The sequence below is a fragment of the Pseudoxanthomonas daejeonensis genome, assembly GCF_010093205.1.
GTDB lineage: Bacteria > Pseudomonadota > Gammaproteobacteria > Xanthomonadales > Xanthomonadaceae > Pseudoxanthomonas > Pseudoxanthomonas daejeonensis.
In genome coordinates, this window is sequence record NZ_PDWN01000005.1 from 67815 (window position 1) to 91814 (window position 24000).

The following is a 24000-nucleotide window of genomic DNA, read 5'->3' on the forward strand; positions in this document are numbered from 1 at the left end:
GCACACACGTGAACGCACTGCCCAAGACCTTCTCCACCGAAGGCGATTACAAGGTTGCCGACATCTCCCTGGCCGACTGGGGCCGCAAGGAGATCGACATCGCCGAGCACGAGATGCCGGGCCTGATGTCCATCCGCCGCAAGCACGCCGCCAACCTGCCGCTCAAGGGCGTGCGCGTGACCGGCTCGCTGCACATGACCATCCAGACCGCCGTGCTGATCGAGACGCTGAAGGACATCGGCGCCGACGTGCGCTGGGCGTCGTGCAACATCTTCTCGACCCAGGACCATGCCGCCGCCGCGATCGCCGCGTCGGGCACCCCGGTGTTCGCCTGGAAGGGCGAGTCGCTGGAGGAATACTGGGACTGCACCCTGGACGCGCTGACCTTCACCCTGGCCGACGGCACCCTGACCGGGCCGGAGCTGGTGGTCGACGACGGCGGCGACGTGACCCTGCTGATCCACAAGGGCTACGAGCTGGAACAAGGCGATGACAGCTGGGTCAACTCGGCATCGGGCTCGCACGAGGAACAGGTGATCAAGAACCTGCTCAAGCGCGTGGCCGGCGAGCGCCCGGGCTACTGGACCCGCGTGGTCAAGGACTGGAAGGGCGTCTCCGAAGAGACCACCACCGGCGTGCACCGCCTGTACCAGATTGCCGAGCAGGGCAAGCTGCTGATCCCGGCGATCAACGTCAACGACTCGGTCACCAAGTCCAAGTTCGACAACCTGTACGGCTGCCGCGAGTCGCTGGCCGACGGCCTCAAGCGCGCCATGGACGTGATGCTGGCCGGCAAGGTCGCCGTGGTCTGCGGCTACGGCGATGTCGGCAAGGGCTCGGCGCATTCGCTGCGTGCCTACGGCGCCCGCGTGATCGTCACCGAGATCGATCCGATCTGCGCCCTGCAGGCGGCGATGGAAGGCTTCGAGGTCGCCCCGGTCGAGGACAGCCTCGGCACCGCCGACATCTACGTCACCACCACCGGCAACAAGGACATCATCACCCTCGAGCACATGAAGGCGATGAAGGACCAGGCCATCGTCTGCAACATCGGCCACTTCGACAACGAGATCCAGGTCGATGCGCTGTACGCGTCCGGTGCGGTGAAGACCAACATCAAGCCCCAGGTGGACAAGTTCACCTTCTCCAACGGCAACAGCATCTTCCTGCTGGCCGAAGGCCGCCTGGTGAACCTGGGCTGCGCCACGGGCCATCCGTCGTTCGTGATGTCCAACAGCTTCTCCAACCAGACCCTGGCCCAGATCGACCTGTGGGCGAACAAGGACGTCTACGAGAAGACCGTGTACCGCCTGCCCAAGAAGCTGGACGAGGAAGTGGCGCGGCTGCACCTGGAGAAGATCGGTGTGAAGCTGACCCGTCTGACCAAGGACCAGGCCGACTACCTCGGCGTTGCGGTCGACGGCCCGTACAAGCCGGAGCATTACCGCTACTGAGCGGCGTACAGGCCTTCAGCCGTACACGGAACGGGCGCCGCAAGGCGCCCGTTTCCGTTTCGCGCGCCGCGCCGTTACGACCTCAGCCGACGCTAGCCACCGGCGCTGGCGCCACGACCTCCACCACTGGCGGGTTCCGGTCGACCCGCTCCGGTGCCGCCGCGACCTTCATCGCGATCGAACGGACCGCCTCCGTCGCCGCACCCAGTGGCACGCGCTCGGCCAGGCGCCGGAACGTGTCGCGGCTGTCGTATCCGGAGCCATCGCGGGGATACATGTCGTACATGCTGAGCAGCTCCTCGCAGGCAACCGCCAGCGATCGCTGGCTGCCGCCGGCCAGCGCGCGGCCGATCCGGTCGAAGGTATGCAGGCAGTCCGCCAGCCAGAGCAGGTCGTAGCGCGCCTTCTGCGGTTCGGGGCCGCTATGGCCGCGGGTGAAGGCGCTGTAGCCGCGGATGGCCGTGGCCACGCGCGCGACGTGCTCGAAAAGCAGGCCGATCTCGCCGGAAATGTCGAGGGTGTCGATCACCACCATCGGGAAAGGCCGCTCCTCCGGCGCTGTATCCGGGGCCTCGGCCTCGAGCCTGCGTCGCAACACGAGGTACTCGCGTTCGAGCGCTTCGAACTGCGCGGCCGTCTCCGTCGCGCGCCCCTCCAGTCGTCGCAGTGCGGCACGGTAGCGCGCGTTGCGTTCCTGTTCCGCCTCGTGCTCCCCGCGCTCGTGGCGCAGGTTCCGGCCCCAGGCGACAGCCAGCACGGTCGCCAGGACGGCCCAGCCGCCCAGCACACTCATCAGGATGATCGGGAGCGTGCCCATGTGCACCAGAGTAAAGAGTGGACGGAAAGTCGCATCCGCCCGCACCGGTGCACGCCGTCCAGCAGCGGCGTCCGGTCAAGGGGACTTGGCATAGATCGGCACCGGCACCGGAATCCTGAGCGTGCCGGCTGCGCACCGCCCGCTCCGCGCGGTCGCGACGGCCGGGTGGCCACCGGAACCCGCTCTGGAATGACGGGCCGGCGCGTCGTCAGGGCCGCCAGTTGGCGTTGGCTTCCCAGAACGCCACGCTGCGGCGGTAGGCCTCCCGATCAAGCGGGACACCCGAACCACCCTCCCCTACCCCCAGCGCGTTGCGCATCATCGTCACCGGCGCCATCGGGATCTCCTCCGGCGCCATCGTGTACAGGCAGCCGACCACGCCCCAGTCGGCATCGATCGGCGTGCCTTCCCGGGCCAGCTGGTCGCGGTCATAGAGGATGACGACCAGGTAGTCGGCCACTGGCGGCTGCACGCCCTCGAACCAGCGCACCAGCACCGGCAGCTCGTCGCGGCTGCGCGCCTCGTAGGCCGAGCGCAACAGGTGCCGGTTCCCGGCGGTGACCGGCACGGTCAGGCAGCGGGTCGAGGTCCAGTTGCGGTGGACGTGCAGCTTGCAGAACGACGCATAGCCGTCCAGGACCGCCAGCGGCGCGTGCGCGTTGAGGTACTGCTCGAACTGCCCCGGGGTGCAGTCCTGGATGGTGTTGCCGCGCGGCTGGCGCGGAAACAGGCGGGTGCGGGCGAAATCGGTGAGGAAGATCGACATGTGTCAGTTCGTGGGGCAGGCGCGACAGGGTAAACCGCCGCATCGCGTGGCGGCCGCCACCTGGCCAGGCGGCGGAAATACATATTCACATCCATCGCGATAAAGAGATATTATGGCCGCGACCCACCGAGCCAGGCCGCGATGAGCCACGTCAGTTTCGAGTTCTACCCCCCCAAGACCGACGAGCAGCGCACGCAGCTCGATCGCGCCGCGGCGAAGCTGAAGGCGCACGCTCCCGAATATGTGTCCTGCACCTTCGGCGCCGGCGGTTCGACCCTGAGCTACACCTCCGAAACCGTCCGCCACCTCAGCCAGCACCATGGCTTCGAGGCGGCGCCGCACCTGTCCTGCGTCGGCGGCAACCGCGAAGAGATCCGCGAGCTGCTCAAGCTTTACCGCGCGATCGGCTGCCGGCGCATCGTGGCCCTGCGCGGCGACCTGCCCTCGGGCATGGGCCATGCGGGCGACCTGCGCTACGCCTCTGAACTGGTCGAACTGATCCGGGCCGAGCACGGCGACCGCTTCCGCATCGAAGTGGCCGCCTACCCGGAAACGCATCCGCAGGCCGAGAATGCGCTGACGGACCTGCACCATTTCAAGGCCAAGGTCGATGCCGGCGCAGACGCGGCCATCACCCAGTACTTCTACAACGCCGATGCCTATTTCCGTTTCGTCGACGATGTGCGCCGACTGGGCGTGGACATCCCGATCATTCCCGGGATCATGCCGGTCTCGAACTTCACCCAGCTGCGTCGCTTTTCCGAAGCCTGTGGCGCGGAGATTCCGCGCTGGGTGGGTAAACGCATGCAGGCCTTCGGCGACGACGCTGAGGCGATCCGCGAGTTCGGCGCGGACGTGGTCGCCGACCTGTGCCGGCGCCTGGTCGCCGGCGGGGCGCCGGGCCTGCACTTCTACACGCTGAACCTGGCAAAGCCGACCGAAGCGGTGCTGTCGCGTCTGTGACCGAACTGCTTTCCGTGGGCGCGCGTCGCCGCTAGGCTGCGCCGATGCCCCGGCTTCTGCTGTTCCTCGCCTGCCTCTGCCTGGCGCTGCCGCCGGCGACGGTGCGGGCGCAGCAGGTGCAACGCTGCATCGGGCCGGACGGGCGCGCGGTCTACACCGACCGCCGCTGCGACGACATCGGCGCGATCTCCCGGCTTCCGCCAGCGGCGGCCGGCGAAGGGCCGCGGCTGTTCCGTGGCGGCTGTCCGCGCCAGCTCAGCCAGCTGGTCGGCGAGATCGGCGCGGCCATCCAGAACCGCGACGTCAATCGCCTGGCCAGCGTGTACGACTGGAGCGGAGCAACCGACGCCTCGGCCTCGCGAACGCTCGATCGCCTGGAGGCGATGGCCGAACGTCCGCTGGTGGACATCGTCCCGGTCTACGCCAGTAGTGATGCCATGCCGCTGCCGGAACCGCCGCCCCCGGACAATGTGGCGCGGGATGAAGGTGCAGAGGTGGACGCCCGTGCAGCGTCGACGGGTCCCGAAGCCTGGATGCCCAGCTGGACCAGCAGCGAGGGATCCGCCAACCCTCCGGATGTCGAAGCCGCGGGCATTGCCGGCGCCGCGACCGCAACGGTACGCGCGCCCCTGCCACCCGCACGACCGCGCCCGGTCGGCCTGCGCGTCGAACAGACCCTCGCCGGCCGCGCCACGCCATCGCACACGGTATTCGGCCTGCGCCGCAGCTACGGCTGCTTCTGGCTCACGCTCTAGGCCGATCCCCGCATCCCGCGCACCGTCGCGGCCTGGGGCAGAATGGCCCTGTACCCGTGCGGAGCAGGCCCATGCAGTTCCCCGAGAAGATCTGGCACAACGGAACGATCAAGCCCTGGGCCGAGGCGACCACCCACGTGATGGCGCACGCGATCCACTACGGCTCATCCGTGTTCGAGGGACTGCGCGCCTACGACACCCCCAAGGGGCCGGCGATCTTCCGCCTTGGCGACCACACCCGGCGGCTGTTCAAGTCGGCCAGGATCTACGACATCGTCATTCCGTACACGCCCGGGCAGATCGACGCCGCGTGCCGTGACATCGTGGCGGCCAACGGCCTGCGCAGCGCCTACCTGCGCCCGGTCGCATTCCGCGGCGCCGGCAGCATCGGCCTCGCCGCCGAGACGCCGATCGACGTGGCGGTCGCCGCGCTGGATTTCGGCCGCTACCTCGGCGCCGAGGCGCTGGAACAGGGCATCGACGCGTGCGTCTCCAGCTGGCAGCGATTCGCGCCCAACACGGTCCCCGCCGGCGCCAAGGCCGGCGGCAACTACCTGTCCGGGCAACTGGTGACGCGCGAGGCGCGCCGCCACGGATACGGCGAAGGCATCGCGCTCGCATCCACCGGGCTGCTCAGCGAAGGCGCGGGCGAGAACCTGTTCCTGGTGTTCGACGGCGCCCTGCACACCACGCCGGCCAGCGCTTCGATCCTGAGCGGGATCACCCGCGATTCGATCGTGAAGCTCGCCCGCGACGCCGGGATCGAGGTGGTCGAGCGCGACATCCCGCGCGAGTACCTGTACCTGTGCGACGAGCTGCTGATGTGCGGAACCGCCGCGGAGATCACGCCGCTGCGTTCGGTCGACGGGAAGCCGGTCGGTGATGGGGTCCCCGGCCCGGTGACCCGGCGACTGCAACAGCTGTTCTTCGGCCTGTTCGATGGCAGCACGGCCGACACGCGTGGCTGGCTGGAGTACGTCTGAGGCGCGAGCGTGTGCGGCGGAGCCGGCGCCTGGACGGGGCCGAACCCGTCGCCGCCCGCGCGCCATGATTTGCATCACCCGGCGGTACCCGTCTCCACCGGCGCAGCGCCGCTGAACGACAACGTGGCCACCACGCCATGGTTGCCATCATGGCGTGGCCGGACGCTCACGTCCCAGCCATACAGGTCGCACAACCGGCCGACGATGGACAGGCCGATGCCGGCCCCCTGCGAATGCCCGGCGTGCGTACCGCGATAGCCGCGCTGGAACAGCCGCGCCGCGTCCTCCTCGCTCAGGCCCGGCCCGGTATCGACCACCTGCACCCCATCCGCCAGCAGGCAGACCACGACCTCGCCTTGCGGCGTGTACTTGACCGCGTTGCCGATCAGGTTGCCCAGCGCCACCGACAATGCGGCCTCCGGCGCCTCGATCACCAAGCCCGGCTCGCCTTCGATGCGCAGCTCCAGCGGCTTGCCGCCCAGCTGGGCACGATGCGATTCCAGCAGCTGCTCGGCGACCTTGGCCACGTCGCTGCTGCCCTGGCCGCGCTCGTTGCGCGACAGCAGCAGCAGCGAGCCGATCAGGTCGGTGCACTGCTGCTCGGCACGCTGGATGCGTTGCAGGCGCGCGCGGGTGCGCTCGTCCAGCTCCGGCCGCGACAGCAGCAGTTCGACCGCGCCCTTGATCACCGCCAGCGGCGTGCGCAGCTCGTGGCTGACGTCGGCATTGAATTCGCGGTCGCGCTGGACCACTTCGGTCAGCCGCAAGGAATAGTCGTCCAGCGCCTCGGCCAGCTGGCCGACTTCGTCCTCGGGGAAGTGCGTCGCCAGACGGCGCGGGTGGCTGCTGCCGCGATAGGCACGCAGCCGCGCCGCCAGTTCGGTTACCGGCCTCATCACCCTCGAGGCCGACCACCACCCGATTACCAGCGACAGCGCGCTGAACAGCAGGATCGAGACGTACAGCGCGCGCTTGAGCTGCGCCTCGCCGCGCATGCTCTGGGTCATGTCGTAGGCGAGGAAGAACCACTCGTTCGGGGTCTTGCGGACGGCGAGCTTGTAGGCGAACGGGTCGCCGTTGTCGTCGCGGCCGGTGATGCTGTGGATGCCGTCGGGCAGCTCGTACCAGTCCGGCTGCATGACCCGCAGCTGCTCGAAGTCGGCCCGCTTCACCACCCGGCCGCGCATCTGCTGCACCGGCAGGTCCGGGTTGCGGCTGGGATCGACGTAGAACCGGCGCGCGAACTCGTCGATGTTGGTGTTCATCACCTCCTCGACCAGCTCGCTCTCGACCCGCTGGCGCGAGTAGTCGGTCAGGAACGCGAACAGTGCCGTCAGGCCGGTGCCCAGCAGCAGGAACGAAAGGATGATGCGGGTGCGCAGCCGCCGGCGGAAGCGCCGTGGGCTGCGGGTCGCCGGCGCGGTCCCGTCAGGTGCCGCCATCGGGAGCCGCGATGCGGTAGCCGATGCCGTGCCTGGTCTGGATGTAGGGAACGGGGAACGGCTTGTCGATCACCGCGCGCAGGCCGTGGATGTGCACGCGCAAGGAATCGGAATCGGGCAACTCCTCGCCCCAGACCCGGGTCTCCAGTTCCTGGCGGGTGACCACCGCCGGCGAGGCCTCCATCAGCGCCTGCAGGATTTTCAGCGCGGTCGGGTTGAGTTGCAGCAACCTGCCCTCGCGCCGGACCTCGAGGGTGTCGAGGTTGTACTCCACGTCGCCGGTATTGAGCACGCGCGTCTGCACGCCCTTGCCGCGGCGCGACAGCGCGTTGAGCCGGACCTCCACTTCCTGCAGCGCGAACGGCTTGATCAGGTAGTCGTCGGCGCCGGAGTCGAAGCCGGCGAGCTTGTTCTCCAGGCTGTCGCGGGCGGTGAGCATCAGCACCGGGGTCTGCTTGCGGGCTTCGTTGCGCAGCTTGCGGCAGACCTCGATGCCATCCATGCCCGGCAGGTTCAGGTCCAGCACGATCGCGTCGAAGTCATGCACCACGGCCAGGTGCAGGCCGGTCACGCCATCGGCGGCGAAATCCACGGTATGGCCACGGTCCTCGAGGTAATCACCGAGGTTGGCCGCGATGTCGCTGTTGTCTTCGATGACGAGGATGCGCATGGAAGACACTCAGTTGGCGGCCGGCATCTGCACGCGGCGCATCTTCGAGAGCTGCTGCTCGGTTTCCTCGCGGGCGCGCCGGCGCTCGGCCACGGTCATGCAGCTGTTGGTGGCGCGGTGGGAACCGACCTTCTTCTCGCGGGTGCACACCAGGCGGCTGTCCTCGCGGGCCTGGGTCAGCAGCGTGTTGACCAGCTCCTGCTCGTTGAACACTTCGACCTTGGTCGCTGCCGGCAGCTGGTTCACGCTCTGCACGTCGCCGAGCAGGCCGGAGATGCGGTTGAGCGAGGAAGTCACGCGCTGCCGGTCGTCGGGGGAGATCTCGGCGTAGGTCTTGCCGTCGCCCAGTGCGGTCACGATGGCGGTGCGCTGGGCTTCGAACGAGCTGCTCAGGTCGAGCCCCTTCTCCGGCGAGAACGCGTCGCCCTGGGACTGGATGTTGGCACTGGCCACGAGCGGCGCCAGGGCGAGAGCGGAAAGCATGAGCAGCTTGTACATGGGACCTCGCAACGAGAGGGATTGGGAATCGCCAGGACGCGGGCGTATTCCGATTCTGCCTGCCGATCGGGAACCGGGCAAACGGCGGCGGACGGATACAAAAAGGCCCAGGCTGGGGAGACCGCCTGGGCCAAAGGATTGCCCCGATTACCGTATCTCGTATTGACGACCGGGGGACCTTGGTTCCCTGGCTGACGATGGAGCTGCGGTCCGACGGAGCCTAAGCCGGAATCGATTAAAGCCGTGTTAAAGCGCAGGCCCCAACGACCGGGGCAACACACGTCAATTAACATATGTTGCTGATATAAAAGGAATTATCTCGAAGACACGTAGTCGATGATGGCCCCGGCTACGTCCACCTTGCAGGCCCCCTCGACCCCCTCCAGGCCCGGGGTCGAGTTGACCTCCAGGACCAGCGGACCCCGTGTCGAACGGATCAGGTCGACGCCGGCCACGCCCAGCCCCAGTGCCTGCGCCGAGCGCACGGCCACCGCCTGCTCCTCGGCGCTGGCTTCAGCCGGGAAGCCCTCGCCGCCCCGGTGCAGGTTCGAGCGGAATTCGCCCTCGGCCGCCTGCCGGCGCATCGCCGCCACCACCCGGTCGCCGACCACGAAGCAGCGCAGGTCGGCGCCATTGGCCTCGGCCACGAACTCCTGGACCAGGAAGCTGGCGTAAAGCCCGCGCAGGGTCTCCACCACCGCGCGCGAGGCCGAGGTCTTCTCGGTCAGCATCACTCCCGCGCCCTGGGTGCCCTCGTTGAGCTTGACCACGTGCGGTGGCGGCCCGAGCAGCGAGAGCAGGTCGACAGTGTCGTCCGGGTTGTCGCCGAACACCGTGGTCGGCAACCCGATCCCCTGCGCGGCCAGCAACTGGTGCGTACGCAGCTTGTCGCGGGCTCGCAGGATCGCGTCGGGCGGATTGGGCGTCCAGCTGCCCATCAGTTCGAACTGGCGCAGCACCGCGGTGGCGTAGCGGGTGATCGAGGTGCCGATCCGCGGGATCACCACGTCGTAGCCCGTCACCGGCCGGCCCTTGTAGCGCATCGAGAAACCGCCGGGCGCGATGCGCATGTAACAGCGCAGGGGATCCAGCACGCGCACGCTGTGGTGGCGCGCGCGCGCGGCTTCCACCAGCCGGCGGGTGGAATACAGCGAGGCGTTGCGGGAAAGGATCGCCAGCTTCATCGGCGCGTCACCGTGAACGATGCCTTTGGGACGCGAAACGCCGCGGATCTGTCCGCGGCGCTATCGGCATGTGTGGAGCGGGTGATGGGAATCGAACCCACGCTAGCAGCTTGGGAAGCTGCAGTTCTACCATTGAACTACACCCGCGGATGACCGGCAGTCTATGCGCCCGCGGGGCGCCCGTGCAACGCCAGCCGGGTACGCACGCGGGGTGCGCACCCGGCCGCTGTGGTGGATCAGAAACTGCCGCCCAGGCTGAGGAACACGCCGCTGTCGCTGCCGCCATCCTGGCCGGCGCTGGCGCGCACGCCCGCATCGGCGTCCAGCCCGAACAGGCCGAAGCGCGCGCCCAGCACCACGGTGCCGAAGTCGCCATCGAAGTCCACGCCCGGCACTGCGTACTCCTGGTCGGGCAGGGTCTGCAGGCGGGCGAAGACCTCCTCCTGCGCATCCTCGAATTCATGGTCCCAGGTGGCGCGCAGGTAAGGCGTCCAGCTGCCGGCGTCGTAGCGCACCTGCCAGCCGAGGCTGCCGACCAGCGAGTCCAGGGTCTGGTCCGAATAGGCCAGGGCGGTGGAGGACAGGTTGTCCTCGCTGAAGCCGTCCACCTCGACCTTCTGCCACAGCAGGCCGGCGACCGGCCCATGGCGCAGCGCGCCCTCGCCGAAGTCGTAGCCGCCGTTGACGCCGAACGCGGTATTGCTGCCATCGGTCGAACCGTTGTGGCGGCGCATCGACGGGCCCATGCGCACGTCGCGGGTCACGTCGTAGTCCAGGCTGGTGTAGCTGGCCTGGGCGTTGACCCAGCTGCGCCCGCCGTACCAGCCAAGGAAGCCGCCGAAGGTCGCATCGGTCTGCTCGAAGTCGCCGCGGTTGCCGCCGAAGTCGGCATCCATGCGGCCATAGCCGAGGAAGCCGCCGGCGACGATGCCGTTGCCGTTGGCCCAGTCCAGGCCGAACAGGCCGGCCGGGGCCATGCCGTCGTAGAGGTCCGCATGGTCGTAGCGCTGGGTGTCGGCGCGCACGCCGCCCCACCAGCGCAGGCCGGCCGGCGCCTCCGGCAGGTGGTAGGCGACCTGGTCGGCGCGGCTGCGGCCGATGACCTTGGCCGAGTGCGGCAGGACGCCGATCAGTTGAGGGCCCTCAAGTACGGAGATGGCGTAATCGGCCAGGATCGCGTGCGCGGCGCCGCTGGGATGCACGCCATCGGCGAACAGGTAGGTACTGGCCGCGTCGGGCGCCACCAGCGAGGACGGGTTGCAGGTCAGCGAGCTGCCGGACGGAGGAAGGCAGGCGGTCTGGGTGACGTTGCGCATGCCGTACGTCACCGGGCTGGCGACCACTTCGCGCAGCATGCTGAAGGTGTCCAGCGGGATCACCCGGTAGCCGGCCTGCGACAGTGCGCCGTACATGGAGGTGTTGTAGGTCGTGGCCAGCTGGGTCAGCGTCGCCTGCGCCACCGGGCCGGCAGCGATGGCGTTTGGAGTGATGCCCATGTCCGGCAGGCTCGGAACCAGAATGTAGCGCGCGCCTGCAGCGTCGAGCGTGCCCACGATCTGGACGACGCCGCCCACCGCGGTGGCGAGGGTCGCCTGCGGCGGCGCGCCGGCGGCGACCGCGAACAGGTCGTTGGCGCCGGTCCACACCGTGTAGAGGGTGTCGGGGTTGGCCTTGCCGCCGTTGGCGGCCAGGTAGCGCCCGACCTGCGACACCGTCGACTCGGCCGCGCCGTTCTGCACCGTGACCCGCGAACCGCCCTGGGCGTAATTGTCGCCGCCCTGGTTGTCGGTGAAGCCGTTGCCGTCGTAGCGGTCGGCCAGGTACTCGGCCCAGACCCAGGCCGGGTTGGTGGTGAACTTGCCGGTGATCGGGCGCACGTTGGCCGGCAGCTGGTTCTGGAAGTGGCCCGAATCGGTGAGGCTGTCACCGAAGAACACGGCGCCTTCGAACTCTCCCGCCAGGGCCGGAGCGGCCGCCAGGGCCAGGGCAACGGCGAGCGTCGAGCGGAGCGGACGGGGAGCGGACATGGAGTCTCCTGTTGTGGATCTGGGTAGGCCCGGGCGGGCAAGGCATTACAGCGTACGGCTGCGAATGGTCAATCGTCCGCCCAAGCGGGCCGGCACACACGCTGCGCTGCGGCATGCCGCGAGCGGGCGATGCGACAATGGGCCATGGACATCGCATTGAACGGGGAGCCGCGCACCCTTCCGCCCGGCACGACGGTGGCGGGGCTGCTGCAGGCCGAGGGCCTGGCCGGGCGCCGGGTCGCGGTCGAGGTCGACGGCGACATCGTTCCGCGTGGCGCGCACGAGGCACGGGTGCTGGAGCCCGGCAACCGGGTCGAGATCGTGCACGCGCTCGGCGGCGGCTAGTCGCCGGGAAATTCCGCGGCGCGAACGCGCCCTGGTCACACCCGCCGGCGCGAAAGCTCCAGGCCGGGGCACGTTCCAACGCGCAGCAGCCCGACTGCGGCTGCAGTCATGATGGCGCGGCGCCGGGTCGTCGCTCGCATGGCCGCAACACCCGCTCGTGCCCTCGCATGCCGTCACCCGGACGGATCCGCAGGCAAAGCATGCACGGGCGGTTCCGGCCACGGCGCCACCGGTCCATAATCGCGCGATGGAAAACACCCCCGCACATGATCCGCTGGTCATCGCTGGCCGGACCTACCACTCGCGCCTGCTGACCGGCACCGGCAAGTTCAAGGACCTCGACGAGACCCGTCGCGCCACCGAAGCCGCGGCCGCGGAGATCGTCACCCTGGCGATACGCCGGACCAACATCGGCCAGAACCCCGGCGAGCCCAACCTGCTCGACGTCCTGCCGCCGGACCGCTACACCATCCTGCCCAACACCGCCGGCTGCTACACCGCCGAAGACGCGGTGCGCACCTGCCGGCTGGCGCGCGAACTGCTCGACGGCCATACGCTGGTCAAGCTCGAGGTGCTCGGCGACCAGCGCACGCTGTACCCGGACGTGGTGCAGACGCTCAAGGCCGCCGAGCTGCTCGTTGCCGACGGTTTCGACGTCATGGTCTACACCAGCGACGACCCGATCCTGGCCCGGCAGCTCGAACAGATCGGCTGCTGCGCGGTGATGCCGCTGGCCGCGCCCATTGGCTCTGGCCTGGGCATCCAGAACCGCTACACGCTGCTGGAGATCATCGAGAACGCCAAGGTGCCGATCATCGTCGACGCCGGCGTGGGCACCGCCTCCGATGCGGCGATCGCGATGGAACTGGGCTGCGACGGCGTGCTGATGAACACCGCCATCGCCGGCGCGCGCGACCCGGTGCTGATGGCCGGCGCCATGCGCAAGGCGGTCGAGGCCGGGCGCGACGCGTTCCTTGCCGGCCGTATCCCGCGCAAGCGCTACGCCAGCGCATCCTCGCCGATCGACGGCTTGATCGGCTGACATGACCGACCCCTTCAGCAGCGACGGCGCCAAGGCCCCGCCCAAGCCCTACACCCCCGGCGACGGCCGCCGCGAGATCCGCAGTTTCGTGCTTCGCCAGGGCCGCTTCACCCCTGCCCAGCAGCGCGCGTTCGAAGACCGCTGGCCGCGCTTCGGCCTCGACTACACCGGCACGCCGCGCGACCTGGATGCGGTATTCGGTCGCACAGCGCCGAAGGTGCTGGAAATTGGTTTTGGCAACGGCGAGGCGCTGCGTTTCGCCGCGCGCCAGGACCCGTCGCGCGACTACATCGGCCTGGAAGTACATGCCCCGGGCGTCGGCCGCCTGCTCAACGCACTGGCCGACGACGACAGCGGGCACGTCCGCCTCTACCACCACGATGCGGTCGAGGTGCTGCAGAACGAGATCGCCGACGGTTCGCTCGACGAGGTCCGGATCTACTTCCCCGACCCGTGGCACAAGAAGCGCCACAACAAGCGCCGCCTGGTCCAGCCGGAGTTCGCCGCGCTGCTGGTGCGCAAGCTGCGTCCCGGCGGCCGCCTGCATGCAGCCACCGACTGGCGCGACTACGCCGAGCAGATGTGGGACGTGCTCGACGCCACCCCGGGGCTGGCCAACCGTGCCGGCCCGCGCGGCCACGTGCCGCGTCCGGACTGGCGGCCGGAAACCCACTTCCAGCGACGCGGCGAGAAACTCGGCCACGGCGTGTGGGACCTGCTGTACGACCGCATCGAACGTGACCGGATCGAGGATCACGCCGGCGCGCCGGCGCTAGACTCGCCAGCACGATGACCACCGCGCCGCCCGAACTCCGACCAGGCTCGACCGCACCCGCCGGCCGCGCGTACCGCACCGCCACCGCTTCGCCCTAAGGACACCGGCGCGCAATGGAATCCGGCCTGACCCTGACCAACGACATGCGCCTGGTGCTCGGGCTGGTCGGGTTCACGATGGCCATGTTCCTGTTCGAGCGCATCCGCGCCGACCTGGTCGCGCTGGTGGTGCTGGTCATCCTGGGCATCACCGGCCTGATCCCGCCGGAGGAGATCTTCAGCGGCTTCTCCGGCAACGCGGTGATGAGCATCATGGCCACCATGATCCTGGGCGCCGGGCTCGATCGCACCGGCGCGCTCAACCGGCTGGCCGGCTGGCTGCTGCGGCGCGGCCATGGCAAGGAACAGCGGCTGCTGACCCTGACCACGCTGATCGCGGGCCTCAATTCGTCCTTCATGCAGAACCCGTCGGTCATGGCGCTGTACCTGCCGGTGGCCGCGCGGCTGTCCTCGCGCAGCGGCCTGGCGATGTCGCGGCTGCTGCTGCCACTGGCGGCGGCCATCGTCATGGGCGCGGCCCTGACCATGGTCGGCAACTCGCCGCTGATCCTGCTCAACGACCTGCTGGTCTCGGCCAACAACAACCTGCCCTCGGGCATGGCCACGCTCGAGCAGCTGCCGATGTTCGCACCCGCGCCCGTGGGCGTGGTCCTGCTCGCCGCCTCGCTGCTGTACTTCCGCTTCTACGGCAACCGCAAACTGGCCGAACTGGAGGATGGCGGCGGCGAGAACGTCACCCCGGCGCGCACCGAAAGCTACTTCGCCCGCACCTACGGCATCGAGGGCGACGTGTTCGAGCTGGTGGTCAGCGCCGAGAGCCCGCTGGTGGGCATGTCGGTGGCCGAGGCCGAGTCGATGCACGACGCGCCGCTGCTGCTGGCGCTGAAATCCGGCAACGACACGCGCCTGGCACCGCCGGCGGACATGCGCATCTGGGTCGGCAGCGTGCTGGGCGTGATGGGCCCGCGCCAGCAGGTCCACGATTTCGCCCAGAACCACTTCCTGCGCATGTCCTCGCGCCTGCGCAACCTGGGCGACCTGTTCAATCCGGCGCGCGCGGGCATTTCCGAGGCGGTGGTGCCGCCGACCTCGCGCTTCATCGGCAAGAGCGCGCGCGAGCTGCGCCTGCGCCAGCAGGCAGGCATCAGCCTGCTGGCGATCAACCGCGACAAGCAGGTGATCCGCGACGACGTGCGCTCGACCACGTTGCGCGCCGGCGACATGCTGGTGTTCCACAGCATCTGGCAGGACCTGGCGCGCGCGGCGGAAAGCCGCGACTTCGCCGTGGTCACCGACTACCCCAAGGGCGAGCAGCGCCCGCACAAGTTCAAGCTGGCGATGGGGATCTTCGCGATCACCATCGTCATCGCGCTGACCGGGAAGCTGCCGGTGGCGCTGACCTTGATGACCGGCGTGGCCGGCATGCTGCTGGCGGGCGTCCTGAAGATGGACGAGGCCTACGCAGCGATCAACTGGAAGACGGTGTTCCTCACCGCCGGCCTGATCCCGCTGGGCTGGGCGATGGACAGCAGCGGTGCGGCCGCCTGGGTCGCCGGCCACACCCTGGACAAGTTGCCCGACGGGATGCCGCCCTGGGCGCTGCAGATCGTGCTGGCGATATTGACCACCGCGTTCTCGCTGGTGATCAGCCATGTCGGCGCGACCATCGTGATGGTCCCCATCGCGATCAACCTGGCCCTGGCGGTGGGCGGCAATCCCACCGCGTTCGCGCTGATCGCCGCGCTGTCGGCCTCCAACAACCTGATGACCGCGTCCAATCCGGTGATGTCGATGATCACCGGCCCGGCCAACTATTCGGCACGGGAACTATGGCGTGTCGGCGCGCCGCTGTCGCTGATCTATACCGTGGTCGCGGTGACCGTGGTCAACCTGATGTTCTGGGGCGCGCGTTGAACGCCATCGCCTGATCAGGCGTCCGCGGCACCCACAAGCCAGACCTGGCCCTCGCGCACCTCCACCGCCACAGCGCGCAATGCATCGCCGCGGCAGGGCCCCGCCACGCACTGGCCGCCTTCGAGCTCGAACGATGCGCCGTGCGCGGCACAGACCAGCAGTCCCTCGCGACTCTTCAGGAACTGGCCGGGCGCCCAGTCCAGGCGCCGGCCGGCATGTGGGCACACATTCAGCCAGGCGCGCACGACATCGCCCTGGCGATGGATGACCAGGGACTCGGAATCGTCGCCCAGCCTCGCTTCGGCCTCGACCAGCGCCCCATCGGCCAGCCCGTCAAGACTGAGCAGTGGTTCAACATTTAACGAACCCATCACAACCTCGCCGACGCACACGCCGATACTTCGCACTGGCCGTCATTCTGGCACGTGAAATCGCATGCACGCCCGTTCTTTCCGCTTCGACTCCGCCCACCTCAACGCGTTCTTCTCCCCGCGCAAGCCGCGCACGCCGCTGCTGCGCGCCGTGCTGGGCGTGGTCGGCCTGGTACTGCTTGCAATGCTGGTGTTCTTCGGCCTGTTCGTCGGCGCGGCGATGCTTGCCGTCGGACTGGCCTGGCGACTGCTGCGCCGTAGCCCGGCGCGCCCGGCCTCCCCGACCCAGGTCGTCGATGCGGAGTACCGCGTCGTGCGCAAGTCCGAGCTGCCCGCGCCGCGCTGACCTCCGCGCCGCGCCGCGTAGACTGCAAGGCCCCAACAATCCGGGCCGAACCGTGACAGACGCGCACCCCACCGACCTGCACCCCACCGACGTGATCCGTGCTCCCGACGTACCGCGCGTCCCGGTGCGTGGGGGCGGCAGCTTTCCCGTGCGGCGCATCTATTGCGTCGGCCGCAACTTCGCCGACCACGCCCGCGAGATGGGCGCCACCGCACCGGCATCGAAGGCCGAACGCGGCGTGCCGGTGTTCTTCATGAAGCCGGCCGATGCCATCGTCATCGACGAGGTCGTGCCCTATCCCAGCGGCACTTCCGACCTGCACCACGAAGTCGAACTGGTGGTGGCGATCGGCCGCGACGCGCCTGCCGGCGTACTGCCGCTGGAGCAGGCACCGGCGCTGGTGTTCGGCTACACCGTCGGCCTGGACCTGACCCGGCGCGACCTGCAGGCCGCGGCCAAGGCCAAGGGCCTGCCCTGGGATACGGCCAAGGGTTTCGATCATTCGGCGCCCATCGGCCCACTGGTCCCCGCCGCCGAGGCCGGCGACATCGACACGCGCTCGCTGTCGCTGCGCGTGAACGGCGAACTGCGCCAGCAGGCGCCACTGACGGACCTGATCTGGGATGTTGCGGACATCCTGCACGAGCTGTCGAAACTCTATGCGCTGCGCGCAGGCGACCTGGTGTTCATGGGCACGCCGGCCGGCGTGGCCGCGTTGCAGCCGGGCGACGGTTTCGAGGCATCGCTGGATGGCATCGCCACGCTGCGTGGCAGGATCGACTGAACCACCGGCGACCGTGGCCGGGTTAGGCTTACGACCGCACCCGCGCCGGGTGCCGCACACCAGGAGACAGGCATGGGCATGTTGAGCGAGTTCAAGGAATTTGCCATGCGCGGCAACGTGATCGACCTCGCCGTGGGCGTGGTCATCGGCGCCGCGTTCGGCAAGATCGTCACCGCGCTGGTGGAGAAGGTGATCATGCCTCCGATCGGCCTGCTGCTGGGCGGGGTCGACTTCTCCAAATGGGTGTGGGTGCTGAAGGAAGCCAGCGTGGATGCCGCGGGCAACGTGGTACCGGCGGTGGGCATCGGCGTCGGCGAATTCCTCAACGCGATCGTCCAGTTCGTCATCGTGGCCTTCGCCATCTTCATGGTGGTCAAGGCGATCAACCGCATTTCGCGCCGCGAAGCCCCGCCGCCGCCGGGCCCGACCGACGAGGTGCTGCTGCTGCGCGAGATCCGCGACTCGCTCAAGCGCTGAGCCCGGCCCTGCCGCTCCCGTGACCATGCGCACGGGAGCGCGCCGCCCCTGTTTGCTAGGCTCGACGGATTGTCTCCTGGAGTCCGTATGCGCCCTGCCCTGCGTGCCGCCGCCCCGCTGGCCCTTGCCCTGTTCTTCGCCGGTTCCGCGGACGCCGCCAGCGAAACCCGCATTCCCGCCAGGGCACTGGAGCAGGCCGCGCAGCTGCGCGAGCGCGCCCTGGCCGACGACACCGGCTGGAAGATCACCGAGTCGCTGACCACCGAAGTCGGTCCGCGCCTGGCCGGCAGCGAAGCGGACGCGCGCGCGGTGGAATGGGCCAAGGCCAAGTTCCGCGAGCTGGGCTTCGACAAGGTCTGGACCGAACCGGTGACCTTCCCGAAATGGGAGCGGCGCAGCGAGAGCGCAGCGGTGCTGGGTCCGCATGCACAGCCGCTGGCGATCACCGCCCTGGGCGGAAGCCCCGGCGGCACCGTCGAGGGCGAGGTCGTGCGCTTCGCCGACCTGGCCGCGCTGGAAGCGGCGGCAGAGGGTTCGCTGGCTGGCAGGATCGCGTTCGTGGATTACCAGATGCCGGCGTCGCGCGATGGCAGCGGCTACGGCAAGGGCAGCGCGGTGCGCTCCAGGGGTCCGTCGGCGGCGATCCGCAAGGGCGCCACCGGTTTCCTGATGCGCTCGGCCGGCACCGACAACCACCGCGTGCCGCACACCGGCATCACCCGTTATGACGCGGGACTGACGCCGGTGCCGTCGGCCGCCCTGAGCATTCCCGATGCCGACCAGCTCGCGCGCCTGGCCGCGCGCGGCCCGGTCAAGGTCCGCCTGGCGATCGACGCGGGCTGGGACGGCGAATACACCTCGCAGAATGTCATCGGCGAAATGACCGGGCGCAGCAAGCCGAAGGAAGTCGTACTGATCGGCGGCCACCTGGACTCCTGGGACCTGGGCACGGGCGCGATCGACGACGCGGCCGGCATCGGCATCACCATGGCCGCGGCGAAGCTCATCGCGCAGATGCCCAGGCGCCCGGCGCGCAGCATCCGCGTGGTCGCCTTCGCCAACGAGGAACAGGGCCTGCATGGCGGCAAGGCATACGCGGCGGCGCATGCGGCCGACGCTGCCCGCCACCAGCTTGCCGCCGAGAGCGATTTCGGCGCGGGCCGCATCTACGCCTTCAACACCGGCGCACCGGAACATGCGCGCGCGGCGACGCAGAAGATCGCCGAAGCGCTGGCGCCGCTGGGCATCGAGTACGCACCCGGCAAGGGCGGCGCTGGCCCCGACATCGGCCCGCTTTCGGCCAAGGGCACGACGTGGGCCTGGCTGGCGCAGGACGGCAGCGACTACTTCGACCTGCACCACACCGCCGACGACACCCTCGACAAGATCGATCCGGCGGCACTGGCGCAGAACGTAGCCGCCTATGCAGTGTTCGCGTATCTCGCCGCCGAAGCCGAGGGCGATTTCGGCAGCACGGTGAAGGCGGAGACGAAGGCGCCCTGACCCGTAACGCGCGCAGGCCGCATATGCCACCTGCGCCGCCCTGGTATTCCAGACACGACGCGCATCTGCGTTTAACCTCCGGGACCTGTCCTGGAGGGGATACCGGAATGCCTGGAAGCCGTGCTCTCGTGATGATCGTCGCCATGCTGGCTTTCGCTCCGCGGGGCGAAGCGGCAACCGCCGCGCCACTGCAGCTGCAGTCACCCGGGGGCCAGGCCACAGTCGCGCTGTCGCTGGATGGCGAAGGCCAGGCCTTGTACTCGGTGGAGTGGAACGGCACGCAGGTGCTGCTGCCCTCGCCGCTGGGCCTGCAGCTCGGACCGGATGACCGCCTCGATCGCGGGCTGCGCGTCGTCGACGTGCGCTATGGCAGCCACGACAGCACCTACGCGCTGGTCGCCGGCAAGGCCAGCCAGGTGCGCGACCATTACCGGCAGATGGAAGTGGACCTGGCCGACGCCGGCGGCCGCAGGCTTGGCGTGATCCTGCGTGCCTACGACGATGGCATCGCGCTTCGCTACCGCGTGCCGTTGCCGGCCAGGGGCGACCTGGTGGTGAAGGAAGACCTGACCGGTTTCCTGTTTCCGCGCGACTACGCGTGCTGGATGCTCAACCTCGGCACCTTCGGCACCAGCCACGAAGGCGAGTACGACCGGTTCGCCGCCTCCAAGCTGCGGCCGATGCATCTGATCGAACTGCCGCTGGTCTGCCGGAGCGGCGACGGCGAAGCCAGCTTCGCAATCGCCGAAGCGGACCTGGACCGTTTCGCCGGCCTGTACCTCAGCGGCCGCGGCGATGGACGCCTGGGCGTGGAAGCGCGCCTGTCGCCGCGCCTGGACGAGCGCGGTATCGCGGTGCGCCTGCCGCGCGCCGACGTCGCCGCTGGTGGCCACCTGACCCCCTGGCGCGTCCTGATGCTTGGCGACAGTCCCGGTGCGCTGGTCGAATCCAACCTCATCTCCAGCCTCAATCCACCCACGCCGATCAAGGACACGTCCTGGATCCGCCCGGGCAAGACCGCCTGGGACTGGTGGTCCGGCGGCCTGGCCCCGGATGTGCCCGACCCCGGCATGAACACCGCGACCATCAAGCGCTACATCGACCACGCCGCGGCACTGAAGCTGGAGTACATGCTGATCGACGACGGCTGGTACGTGGGCAGCCTCGGCAACGGCGCCTACAACCCGGACGCCGACATCCTCCGCCCGGTGCCGCAGCTGGACCTGCCCGCGATGGTCGAATACGCGCGCGAGCGCGGCGTGGGCATCTGGGTCTGGGCGCACTGGAAATCGCTGCAGCCGCGCATGGACGCGGTGTTCGCGGCCTATCGCGACATGGGCATCCAGGGCGTCAAGATCGACTTCATGGACCGCGACGACCAGGAGATGGTCGAGTTCTTCCACCGCATGATGGCCAGCGCCGCCGAACACCGGCTGATGCTCGACCTGCATGGCGCGTACCGCCCGACCGGCCTCAACCGCACCTGGCCGAACTTCCTCACCCAGGAAGGCGTGCTCGGCGCGGAATACAACAAGTGGAGCCGGCGCATCACGCCCACGCACAACGTGACCCTGCCGTTCACCCGCATGCTGCTGGGTCCGATGGACTACACCCCCGGCGGTTTCCGCAACGTCGCCCCGGCGCAATTCCAGAAGTCGTTCACCGGCCCGCAGGTCATGGGCACGCGCGCGCACCAGCTGGCGATGTTCGTGGTCTACGAAAGCGCGCTGCAGATGGTGGCCGACAGCCCTGACGTATACGTGGGCGAAGCTGGCGGCCTGGCGCCCGGTGCAGACTTCCTGTCGATCGTGCCGGCGACCTGGGACGAGACGCGCGTGCTGGCCGGGGAGATCGGCGAGTACATCGTGGTGGCACGACGCAGTGGCCGCGACTGGTACATCGGCGCGATGACCAATGAGTCCCCGCGCACGCTCGAAGTGCCGCTGGACTTCCTGCCCGCCGCCGACTACCAGGCCACGCTGTGGCGCGACGGCGCCGCGGCGACCGACGTGCGGCGCGAGGAGCGACGCATCGATGCGGCCAACCGCACGCTGAAGCTGGAGCTGTCCGGCGGGGGCGGCGCGGCGGTGCATCTGGCGCCACCCGCGCCGCGGATCGCCGGCAGCGCACGCTGAGGTTTCACGCCCGCCCCACGGGACTGCAGCGGATTGCAGGCGTGTGCCCGACCGCGATCGCAACGTCGCGGCGGCCAGTACCTCGCGCATGCGCAAGCGGTCCGGGTGGCGCCCACGCCGGCGCCCGCACGCAACGGCCTAGATAGAACGGGCCGCCCACCGTGACAGGAACACCGCCGTGGCGGCGGCCACGTTGAGGCTCTCCACCGCTCCGGTGCCGGGGATCGACAGGCGCAACTCGCAGGCGGCGGCCAGTGCGGGATCCATGCCTTCGCCCTCGGCCCCCATCACGTAGACCAGCCGCTGCGGAAGGCGCGCGCCGAACAGGTCGTCGCCCCCGCGCACCAGGGTGGCCGCCATCGCGAATCCGGCCGCACGCAGTGGCGCGAAGGCCGCAGCGGCATCGGGCAACCGCACCAGGGTGACCGCCTCGGCGCCGCCTTCGGCCACGCGCGCGGCCGCGCCTGAAAGCGCCAGCGGCGAGCGCGCCGGCAGCAATACCGCCGCCCCGAAATGCGCGGCCGAACGCAGGATCGCGCCGAAGTTGTGCGGATTGCCGACGCCGTCCAGCCAGATCGCCAGTGCCGGCGCACCGGGCGCCAGGCCGCGCAACCAGGCCTCCAGCGGCAATGGCTCGATCCGCTGCACGTCGGCGACCACGCCCTCGTGGTGCGAGCTGGCCGCGAGGCGGTCGAGGTCTTCCTCCTCCACCACGCGGTAGCCGACCCGGTGCTTCACGCACCAGGCCAGCAAAGGCTTGAGCGCGTGGATGCGCGACTGCGCCAGATAGACCTTGCGGATCGCCTCGGGCCGGCGGTCGAACACTGCCTGCACCGCGTTGAGTCCGTAGAGCCGGAGCTCCTCGCGGCGCGTCGCATGTCCGCTGCCGCCGCGCTCGTGCGCACCGTGCGCCGGTTCGCCCGCTCCTGCCGTCGCATGCACCGGCGCATCGCGCGTCGGCGCAGGCACAGCTGCGGCCGATAGCCGCGGGTTCGACGACGGCCCGGCACGATCGTCCGGCCCACGCGGTCCGCGCGGCGGCGCAGGCCGGCGCGGCGGACGGTTGTCCCAGGGGCCGGCCATGTCAGCCGCGCCTGTTCCAGAAGCCGGCGTTGCGGATGCCCAGCGCCTCCGGATCGAAGGTCGGGTCCAGGCCCAGCTTCTTCTGCCGCTCGTAGTCGCGCAGCGCCAGCAAAGCCGGCTTCTGCAGGATCAGGATGGCGACGATGTTCAGCCACGCCATCAGGCCCACGCCGATGTCGCCCAGGGTCCAGGCCATGGCCGCGTTGTGGTACGCGCCGAACACCACCATGCCCACGATGCCCAGCCGCAGCAGCAGCGTGGCCAGCGGGTGGGTCTTCTTCACGCCAGCCAGGTAGGTGAGGTTGGTTTCGGCCATGTAGTAATAGGCCATGATCGTGGTGAAGGCGAAGAAGAAAAGCGCCAGCGCCACGAAGCCCGCGCCCCAGCCGGGCAGCACCGATTCCACGGCCGCCTGGGTGAACTGCGCGCCTTCCGAAGGCTGCACGCCCGGCACGCCGCTGAAGATCTCCACCAGGGTTTCCTTGCCGTCCTGGGTGACCGTCTTGAAGGTGTTGTACATGCCCGTGGACAGCAGCAGGAACGCGGTCGAGGTGCACACCAGCATGGTGTCGAAGTAGATCGCGAATGCCTGCACGTAGCCCTGCTTGGCCGGGTGCGAGACCTCGGCGGCCGCGGCGGCGTGCGGGCCGGTGCCCTGGCCGGCTTCGTTGGCGTAGATGCCGCGCTTGACGCCCCAGGCCACCGCCTGCCCCACGATCGCGCCGAACGCGGCGTGCCCGCCGAACGCGCTGGAGAAGATGTCGGCGAACATCGCCGGCACCTTGTCGGCGTTGGCGACCATCACGATCACCGCCATCAGGATGAAGGCCAGGGCCATGAACGGGACCACGACCTCGGCGAAGGTGGCGATGCGCTTGATGCCGCCGAAAATGATGACCGCCAGCATCGCGGCCACGCCCAGGCCGATCCACAGCTTCATCGCGCCGGTCCCGCCGACCGCCGTGCAGCCGTCGATGCCGCACAGCACGTTGGTGGCGCTGTCGGCAATGGCATTGGCCTGCACGCCTGGCAGCAGCAGGCCCGCGGCGACCACGGTGGCGATGGCGAACGCCACCGCGTACCACTTCAGGCCCATGGCCTTCTCGATGTAGTAGGCCGGCCCGCCGCGGTAGCGCCCCTCGGCGTCCTTCTCCTTGTAGATCTGGGCCAGGGTGCACTCGATGTACGAAGTCGAGGCGCCGAGGAAGCCCATCACCCACATCCAGAACACCGCGCCCGGGCCGCCATAGGCGATCGCGGTGGCCACGCCGGCGATGTTGCCGATGCCCATGCGCCCGGCCATGGAGATGGCCAGCGCCTGGAACGAGGACACGCCAGCCTCGGACTTCTGCCCGGACACCGTCAGCCGGCACATCTCGGCGAAACCGCGCACCTGCATGAAACGGGTGCGGAACGAGAACCACAGGCCGGCGCCCAGGCACAGCGCGATCAGCACGTTGCTCCAGATGATGCCGTTCAACCAGACAAAAAAGGCTTCCACGGGCATGGGTCTCCGGCCGTCGTGTCGCGGGAAAGGGAGGGTGGCGTGCAACGCCGCCCGGTGCCTGAAAGATACCCGCAACACGTGCCGGTGCGCAGTACCGCGT

Annotated in this window: 23 protein-coding genes and 1 tRNA gene; 13 read left to right on the forward strand and 11 right to left on the reverse strand. The window is 69.3% G+C overall.

The features are described 5' to 3' along the window. Positions 1 to 8 precede the first annotated feature (8 nt). On the forward strand, positions 9 to 1454 hold the full coding sequence (ahcY, locus tag CSC65_RS06420) for an adenosylhomocysteinase (protein WP_162409615.1): 1446 nt from the start codon (positions 9 to 11) through the stop codon (positions 1452 to 1454). Positions 1455 to 1536: 82 nt separating this feature from the next. Here ahcY and CSC65_RS06425 read toward each other — a convergent pair whose 3' ends face one another. Both CSC65_RS06425 and CSC65_RS06430 read right to left on the reverse strand, forming a co-directional pair. Beyond that, entirely contained in the window at positions 1537 to 2271 is a 735-nt protein-coding gene (locus tag CSC65_RS06425; RefSeq protein WP_162409617.1) for a hypothetical protein, read from the reverse strand. Positions 2272 to 2479: 208 nt separating this feature from the next. Beyond that, on the reverse strand, positions 2480 to 3037 hold the full coding sequence (locus CSC65_RS06430; protein ID WP_162409619.1) for a DUF3228 family protein: 558 nt from the start codon (positions 3035 to 3037) through the stop codon (positions 2480 to 2482). A gap of 141 nt (positions 3038 to 3178) precedes the next feature. Between CSC65_RS06430 and metF the strand changes: the two genes are divergently transcribed. The 3 genes from metF to CSC65_RS06445 all read left to right on the forward strand — a co-directional run bounded on the left by metF (position 3179) and on the right by CSC65_RS06445 (position 5738). Beyond that, a complete protein-coding gene (metF, locus tag CSC65_RS06435) occupies positions 3179 to 4000 on the forward strand; it encodes a methylenetetrahydrofolate reductase [NAD(P)H] (protein WP_162409621.1) in 822 nt (273 codons plus the stop codon). A gap of 44 nt (positions 4001 to 4044) precedes the next feature. Further along, positions 4045 to 4755, forward strand: a complete 711-nt coding sequence (locus CSC65_RS06440) for a hypothetical protein (protein WP_162409623.1) — start codon at positions 4045 to 4047, stop codon at positions 4753 to 4755. 71 nt (positions 4756 to 4826) lie between these two features. Continuing rightward, positions 4827 to 5738, forward strand: coding sequence for a branched-chain amino acid transaminase (locus tag CSC65_RS06445; protein WP_162409625.1), 912 nt, complete (start codon positions 4827 to 4829; stop codon positions 5736 to 5738). Positions 5739 to 5812: 74 nt separating this feature from the next. Here the strand turns inward: CSC65_RS06445 and CSC65_RS06450 are convergent, their stop codons facing one another. From CSC65_RS06450 to CSC65_RS06475, 6 genes are all read right to left on the reverse strand, one after another. Further along, positions 5813 to 7180, reverse strand: coding sequence for a sensor histidine kinase (locus CSC65_RS06450; RefSeq protein ID WP_162409627.1), 1368 nt, complete (start codon positions 7178 to 7180; stop codon positions 5813 to 5815). Then, on the reverse strand, positions 7167 to 7850 hold the full coding sequence (locus tag CSC65_RS06455; protein WP_162409629.1) for a response regulator transcription factor: 684 nt from the start codon (positions 7848 to 7850) through the stop codon (positions 7167 to 7169). Before CSC65_RS06455 ends, CSC65_RS06450 begins: the two co-directional genes overlap by 14 nt. A gap of 9 nt (positions 7851 to 7859) precedes the next feature. After that, the gene (locus CSC65_RS06460; RefSeq protein WP_162409631.1) at positions 7860 to 8348 is read right to left on the reverse strand and encodes a hypothetical protein; all 489 of its coding nucleotides are present in this window, start codon (positions 8346 to 8348) and stop codon (positions 7860 to 7862) included. Positions 8349 to 8662: 314 nt separating this feature from the next. Next, positions 8663 to 9532 (reverse strand): 30S ribosomal protein S6--L-glutamate ligase, encoded by an 870-nt coding sequence (rimK, locus tag CSC65_RS06465; protein ID WP_162409633.1) that lies wholly within the window; start codon positions 9530 to 9532, stop codon positions 8663 to 8665. Between the two features lie 73 nt (positions 9533 to 9605). Continuing rightward, a tRNA-Gly gene (locus CSC65_RS06470) sits at positions 9606 to 9679 on the reverse strand. 89 nt (positions 9680 to 9768) lie between these two features. Beyond that, positions 9769 to 11559: an autotransporter outer membrane beta-barrel domain-containing protein gene (locus CSC65_RS06475; protein ID WP_162409635.1), complete on the reverse strand. Its 1791-nt coding sequence runs from the start codon at positions 11557 to 11559 to the stop codon at positions 9769 to 9771. A 144-nt stretch (positions 11560 to 11703) separates the two neighbouring features. Here CSC65_RS06475 and thiS point away from each other — a divergent pair, with 144 nt between their 5' ends. The 4 genes from thiS (at position 11704) to CSC65_RS06495 (ending at position 15694) form a co-directional block, all read left to right on the forward strand. Next, positions 11704 to 11904 (forward strand): sulfur carrier protein ThiS, encoded by a 201-nt coding sequence (gene thiS, locus CSC65_RS06480; protein ID WP_162409637.1) that lies wholly within the window; start codon positions 11704 to 11706, stop codon positions 11902 to 11904. 247 nt (positions 11905 to 12151) lie between these two features. After that, entirely contained in the window at positions 12152 to 12946 is a 795-nt protein-coding gene (locus CSC65_RS06485; RefSeq protein ID WP_162409639.1) for a thiazole synthase, read from the forward strand. A gap of 1 nt (position 12947) precedes the next feature. Next, on the forward strand, positions 12948 to 13739 hold the full coding sequence (gene trmB, locus CSC65_RS06490) for a tRNA (guanosine(46)-N7)-methyltransferase TrmB (RefSeq protein ID WP_162409641.1): 792 nt from the start codon (positions 12948 to 12950) through the stop codon (positions 13737 to 13739). A 95-nt stretch (positions 13740 to 13834) separates the two neighbouring features. After that, complete coding sequence (locus tag CSC65_RS06495; RefSeq protein ID WP_162409643.1) at positions 13835 to 15694, forward strand: SLC13 family permease; 1860 nt, start codon at positions 13835 to 13837, stop codon at positions 15692 to 15694. 14 nt (positions 15695 to 15708) lie between these two features. On the opposite strand, the gene CSC65_RS06500 is transcribed toward CSC65_RS06495, so the two are convergent. Continuing rightward, a complete protein-coding gene (locus CSC65_RS06500) occupies positions 15709 to 16065 on the reverse strand; it encodes a Rieske (2Fe-2S) protein (RefSeq protein WP_162409645.1) in 357 nt (118 codons plus the stop codon). A gap of 64 nt (positions 16066 to 16129) precedes the next feature. On the opposite strand from CSC65_RS06500, the gene CSC65_RS06505 reads away from it, so the two are divergent. The 5 genes from CSC65_RS06505 to CSC65_RS06525 all read left to right on the forward strand — a co-directional run bounded on the left by CSC65_RS06505 (position 16130) and on the right by CSC65_RS06525 (position 21310). Then, positions 16130 to 16411 (forward strand): hypothetical protein, encoded by a 282-nt coding sequence (locus CSC65_RS06505; protein ID WP_162409647.1) that lies wholly within the window; start codon positions 16130 to 16132, stop codon positions 16409 to 16411. A gap of 76 nt (positions 16412 to 16487) precedes the next feature. Next, complete coding sequence (locus CSC65_RS06510) at positions 16488 to 17195, forward strand: fumarylacetoacetate hydrolase family protein (RefSeq protein WP_238390309.1); 708 nt, start codon at positions 16488 to 16490, stop codon at positions 17193 to 17195. Positions 17196 to 17267: 72 nt separating this feature from the next. Continuing rightward, entirely contained in the window at positions 17268 to 17672 is a 405-nt protein-coding gene (gene mscL, locus CSC65_RS06515) for a large-conductance mechanosensitive channel protein MscL (RefSeq protein ID WP_162409651.1), read from the forward strand. Positions 17673 to 17759: 87 nt separating this feature from the next. Next, positions 17760 to 19175: a M28 family peptidase gene (locus tag CSC65_RS06520; protein WP_162409653.1), complete on the forward strand. Its 1416-nt coding sequence runs from the start codon at positions 17760 to 17762 to the stop codon at positions 19173 to 19175. Positions 19176 to 19282: 107 nt separating this feature from the next. Beyond that, positions 19283 to 21310 carry a glycoside hydrolase family 97 protein gene (locus tag CSC65_RS06525; protein WP_162409655.1) on the forward strand — a complete coding sequence of 676 codons (2028 nt, stop codon included), beginning with the start codon at positions 19283 to 19285 and terminating at the stop codon, positions 21308 to 21310. A gap of 138 nt (positions 21311 to 21448) precedes the next feature. On the opposite strand, the gene CSC65_RS06530 is transcribed toward CSC65_RS06525, so the two are convergent. Both CSC65_RS06530 and CSC65_RS06535 read right to left on the reverse strand, forming a co-directional pair. Next, positions 21449 to 22393, reverse strand: coding sequence for a TrmH family RNA methyltransferase (locus CSC65_RS06530; protein ID WP_162409657.1), 945 nt, complete (start codon positions 22391 to 22393; stop codon positions 21449 to 21451). Position 22394: 1 nt separating this feature from the next. After that, complete coding sequence (locus tag CSC65_RS06535) at positions 22395 to 23900, reverse strand: alanine/glycine:cation symporter family protein (protein WP_425501315.1); 1506 nt, start codon at positions 23898 to 23900, stop codon at positions 22395 to 22397. Positions 23901 to 24000 lie beyond the last annotated feature (100 nt).

Excerpts from the sequence above, each read along its gene's own strand:
- CSC65_RS06425 (WP_162409617.1), bottom strand. The coding sequence starts at position 2,271 with ATGGGCACGCTCCCGATCATCCTGATGAGTGTGCTGGGCGGCTGGGCC.
- CSC65_RS06430 (WP_162409619.1), bottom strand. The coding sequence starts at position 3,037 with ATGTCGATCTTCCTCACCGATTTCGCCCGCACCCGCCTGTTTCCGCGC.
- metF (WP_162409621.1), top strand. The coding sequence starts at position 3,179 with ATGAGCCACGTCAGTTTCGAGTTCTACCCCCCCAAGACCGACGAGCAG.
- CSC65_RS06440 (WP_162409623.1), top strand. The coding sequence starts at position 4,045 with ATGCCCCGGCTTCTGCTGTTCCTCGCCTGCCTCTGCCTGGCGCTGCCG.
- CSC65_RS06445 (WP_162409625.1), top strand. The coding sequence starts at position 4,827 with ATGCAGTTCCCCGAGAAGATCTGGCACAACGGAACGATCAAGCCCTGG.
- CSC65_RS06450 (WP_162409627.1), bottom strand. The coding sequence starts at position 7,180 with ATGGCGGCACCTGACGGGACCGCGCCGGCGACCCGCAGCCCACGGCGC.
- CSC65_RS06455 (WP_162409629.1), bottom strand. The coding sequence starts at position 7,850 with ATGCGCATCCTCGTCATCGAAGACAACAGCGACATCGCGGCCAACCTC.
- CSC65_RS06460 (WP_162409631.1), bottom strand. The coding sequence starts at position 8,348 with ATGTACAAGCTGCTCATGCTTTCCGCTCTCGCCCTGGCGCCGCTCGTG.
- rimK (WP_162409633.1), bottom strand. The coding sequence starts at position 9,532 with ATGAAGCTGGCGATCCTTTCCCGCAACGCCTCGCTGTATTCCACCCGC.
- CSC65_RS06475 (WP_162409635.1), bottom strand. The coding sequence starts at position 11,559 with ATGTCCGCTCCCCGTCCGCTCCGCTCGACGCTCGCCGTTGCCCTGGCC.
- thiS (WP_162409637.1), top strand. The coding sequence starts at position 11,704 with ATGGACATCGCATTGAACGGGGAGCCGCGCACCCTTCCGCCCGGCACG.
- CSC65_RS06485 (WP_162409639.1), top strand. The coding sequence starts at position 12,152 with ATGGAAAACACCCCCGCACATGATCCGCTGGTCATCGCTGGCCGGACC.
- trmB (WP_162409641.1), top strand. The coding sequence starts at position 12,948 with ATGACCGACCCCTTCAGCAGCGACGGCGCCAAGGCCCCGCCCAAGCCC.
- CSC65_RS06495 (WP_162409643.1), top strand. The coding sequence starts at position 13,835 with ATGGAATCCGGCCTGACCCTGACCAACGACATGCGCCTGGTGCTCGGG.
- CSC65_RS06500 (WP_162409645.1), bottom strand. The coding sequence starts at position 16,065 with ATGGGTTCGTTAAATGTTGAACCACTGCTCAGTCTTGACGGGCTGGCC.
- CSC65_RS06505 (WP_162409647.1), top strand. The coding sequence starts at position 16,130 with ATGCACGCCCGTTCTTTCCGCTTCGACTCCGCCCACCTCAACGCGTTC.
- mscL (WP_162409651.1), top strand. The coding sequence starts at position 17,268 with ATGGGCATGTTGAGCGAGTTCAAGGAATTTGCCATGCGCGGCAACGTG.
- CSC65_RS06520 (WP_162409653.1), top strand. The coding sequence starts at position 17,760 with ATGCGCCCTGCCCTGCGTGCCGCCGCCCCGCTGGCCCTTGCCCTGTTC.
- CSC65_RS06525 (WP_162409655.1), top strand. The coding sequence starts at position 19,283 with ATGCCTGGAAGCCGTGCTCTCGTGATGATCGTCGCCATGCTGGCTTTC.
- CSC65_RS06530 (WP_162409657.1), bottom strand. The coding sequence starts at position 22,393 with ATGGCCGGCCCCTGGGACAACCGTCCGCCGCGCCGGCCTGCGCCGCCG.
- CSC65_RS06535 (WP_425501315.1), bottom strand. The coding sequence starts at position 23,900 with ATGCCCGTGGAAGCCTTTTTTGTCTGGTTGAACGGCATCATCTGGAGC.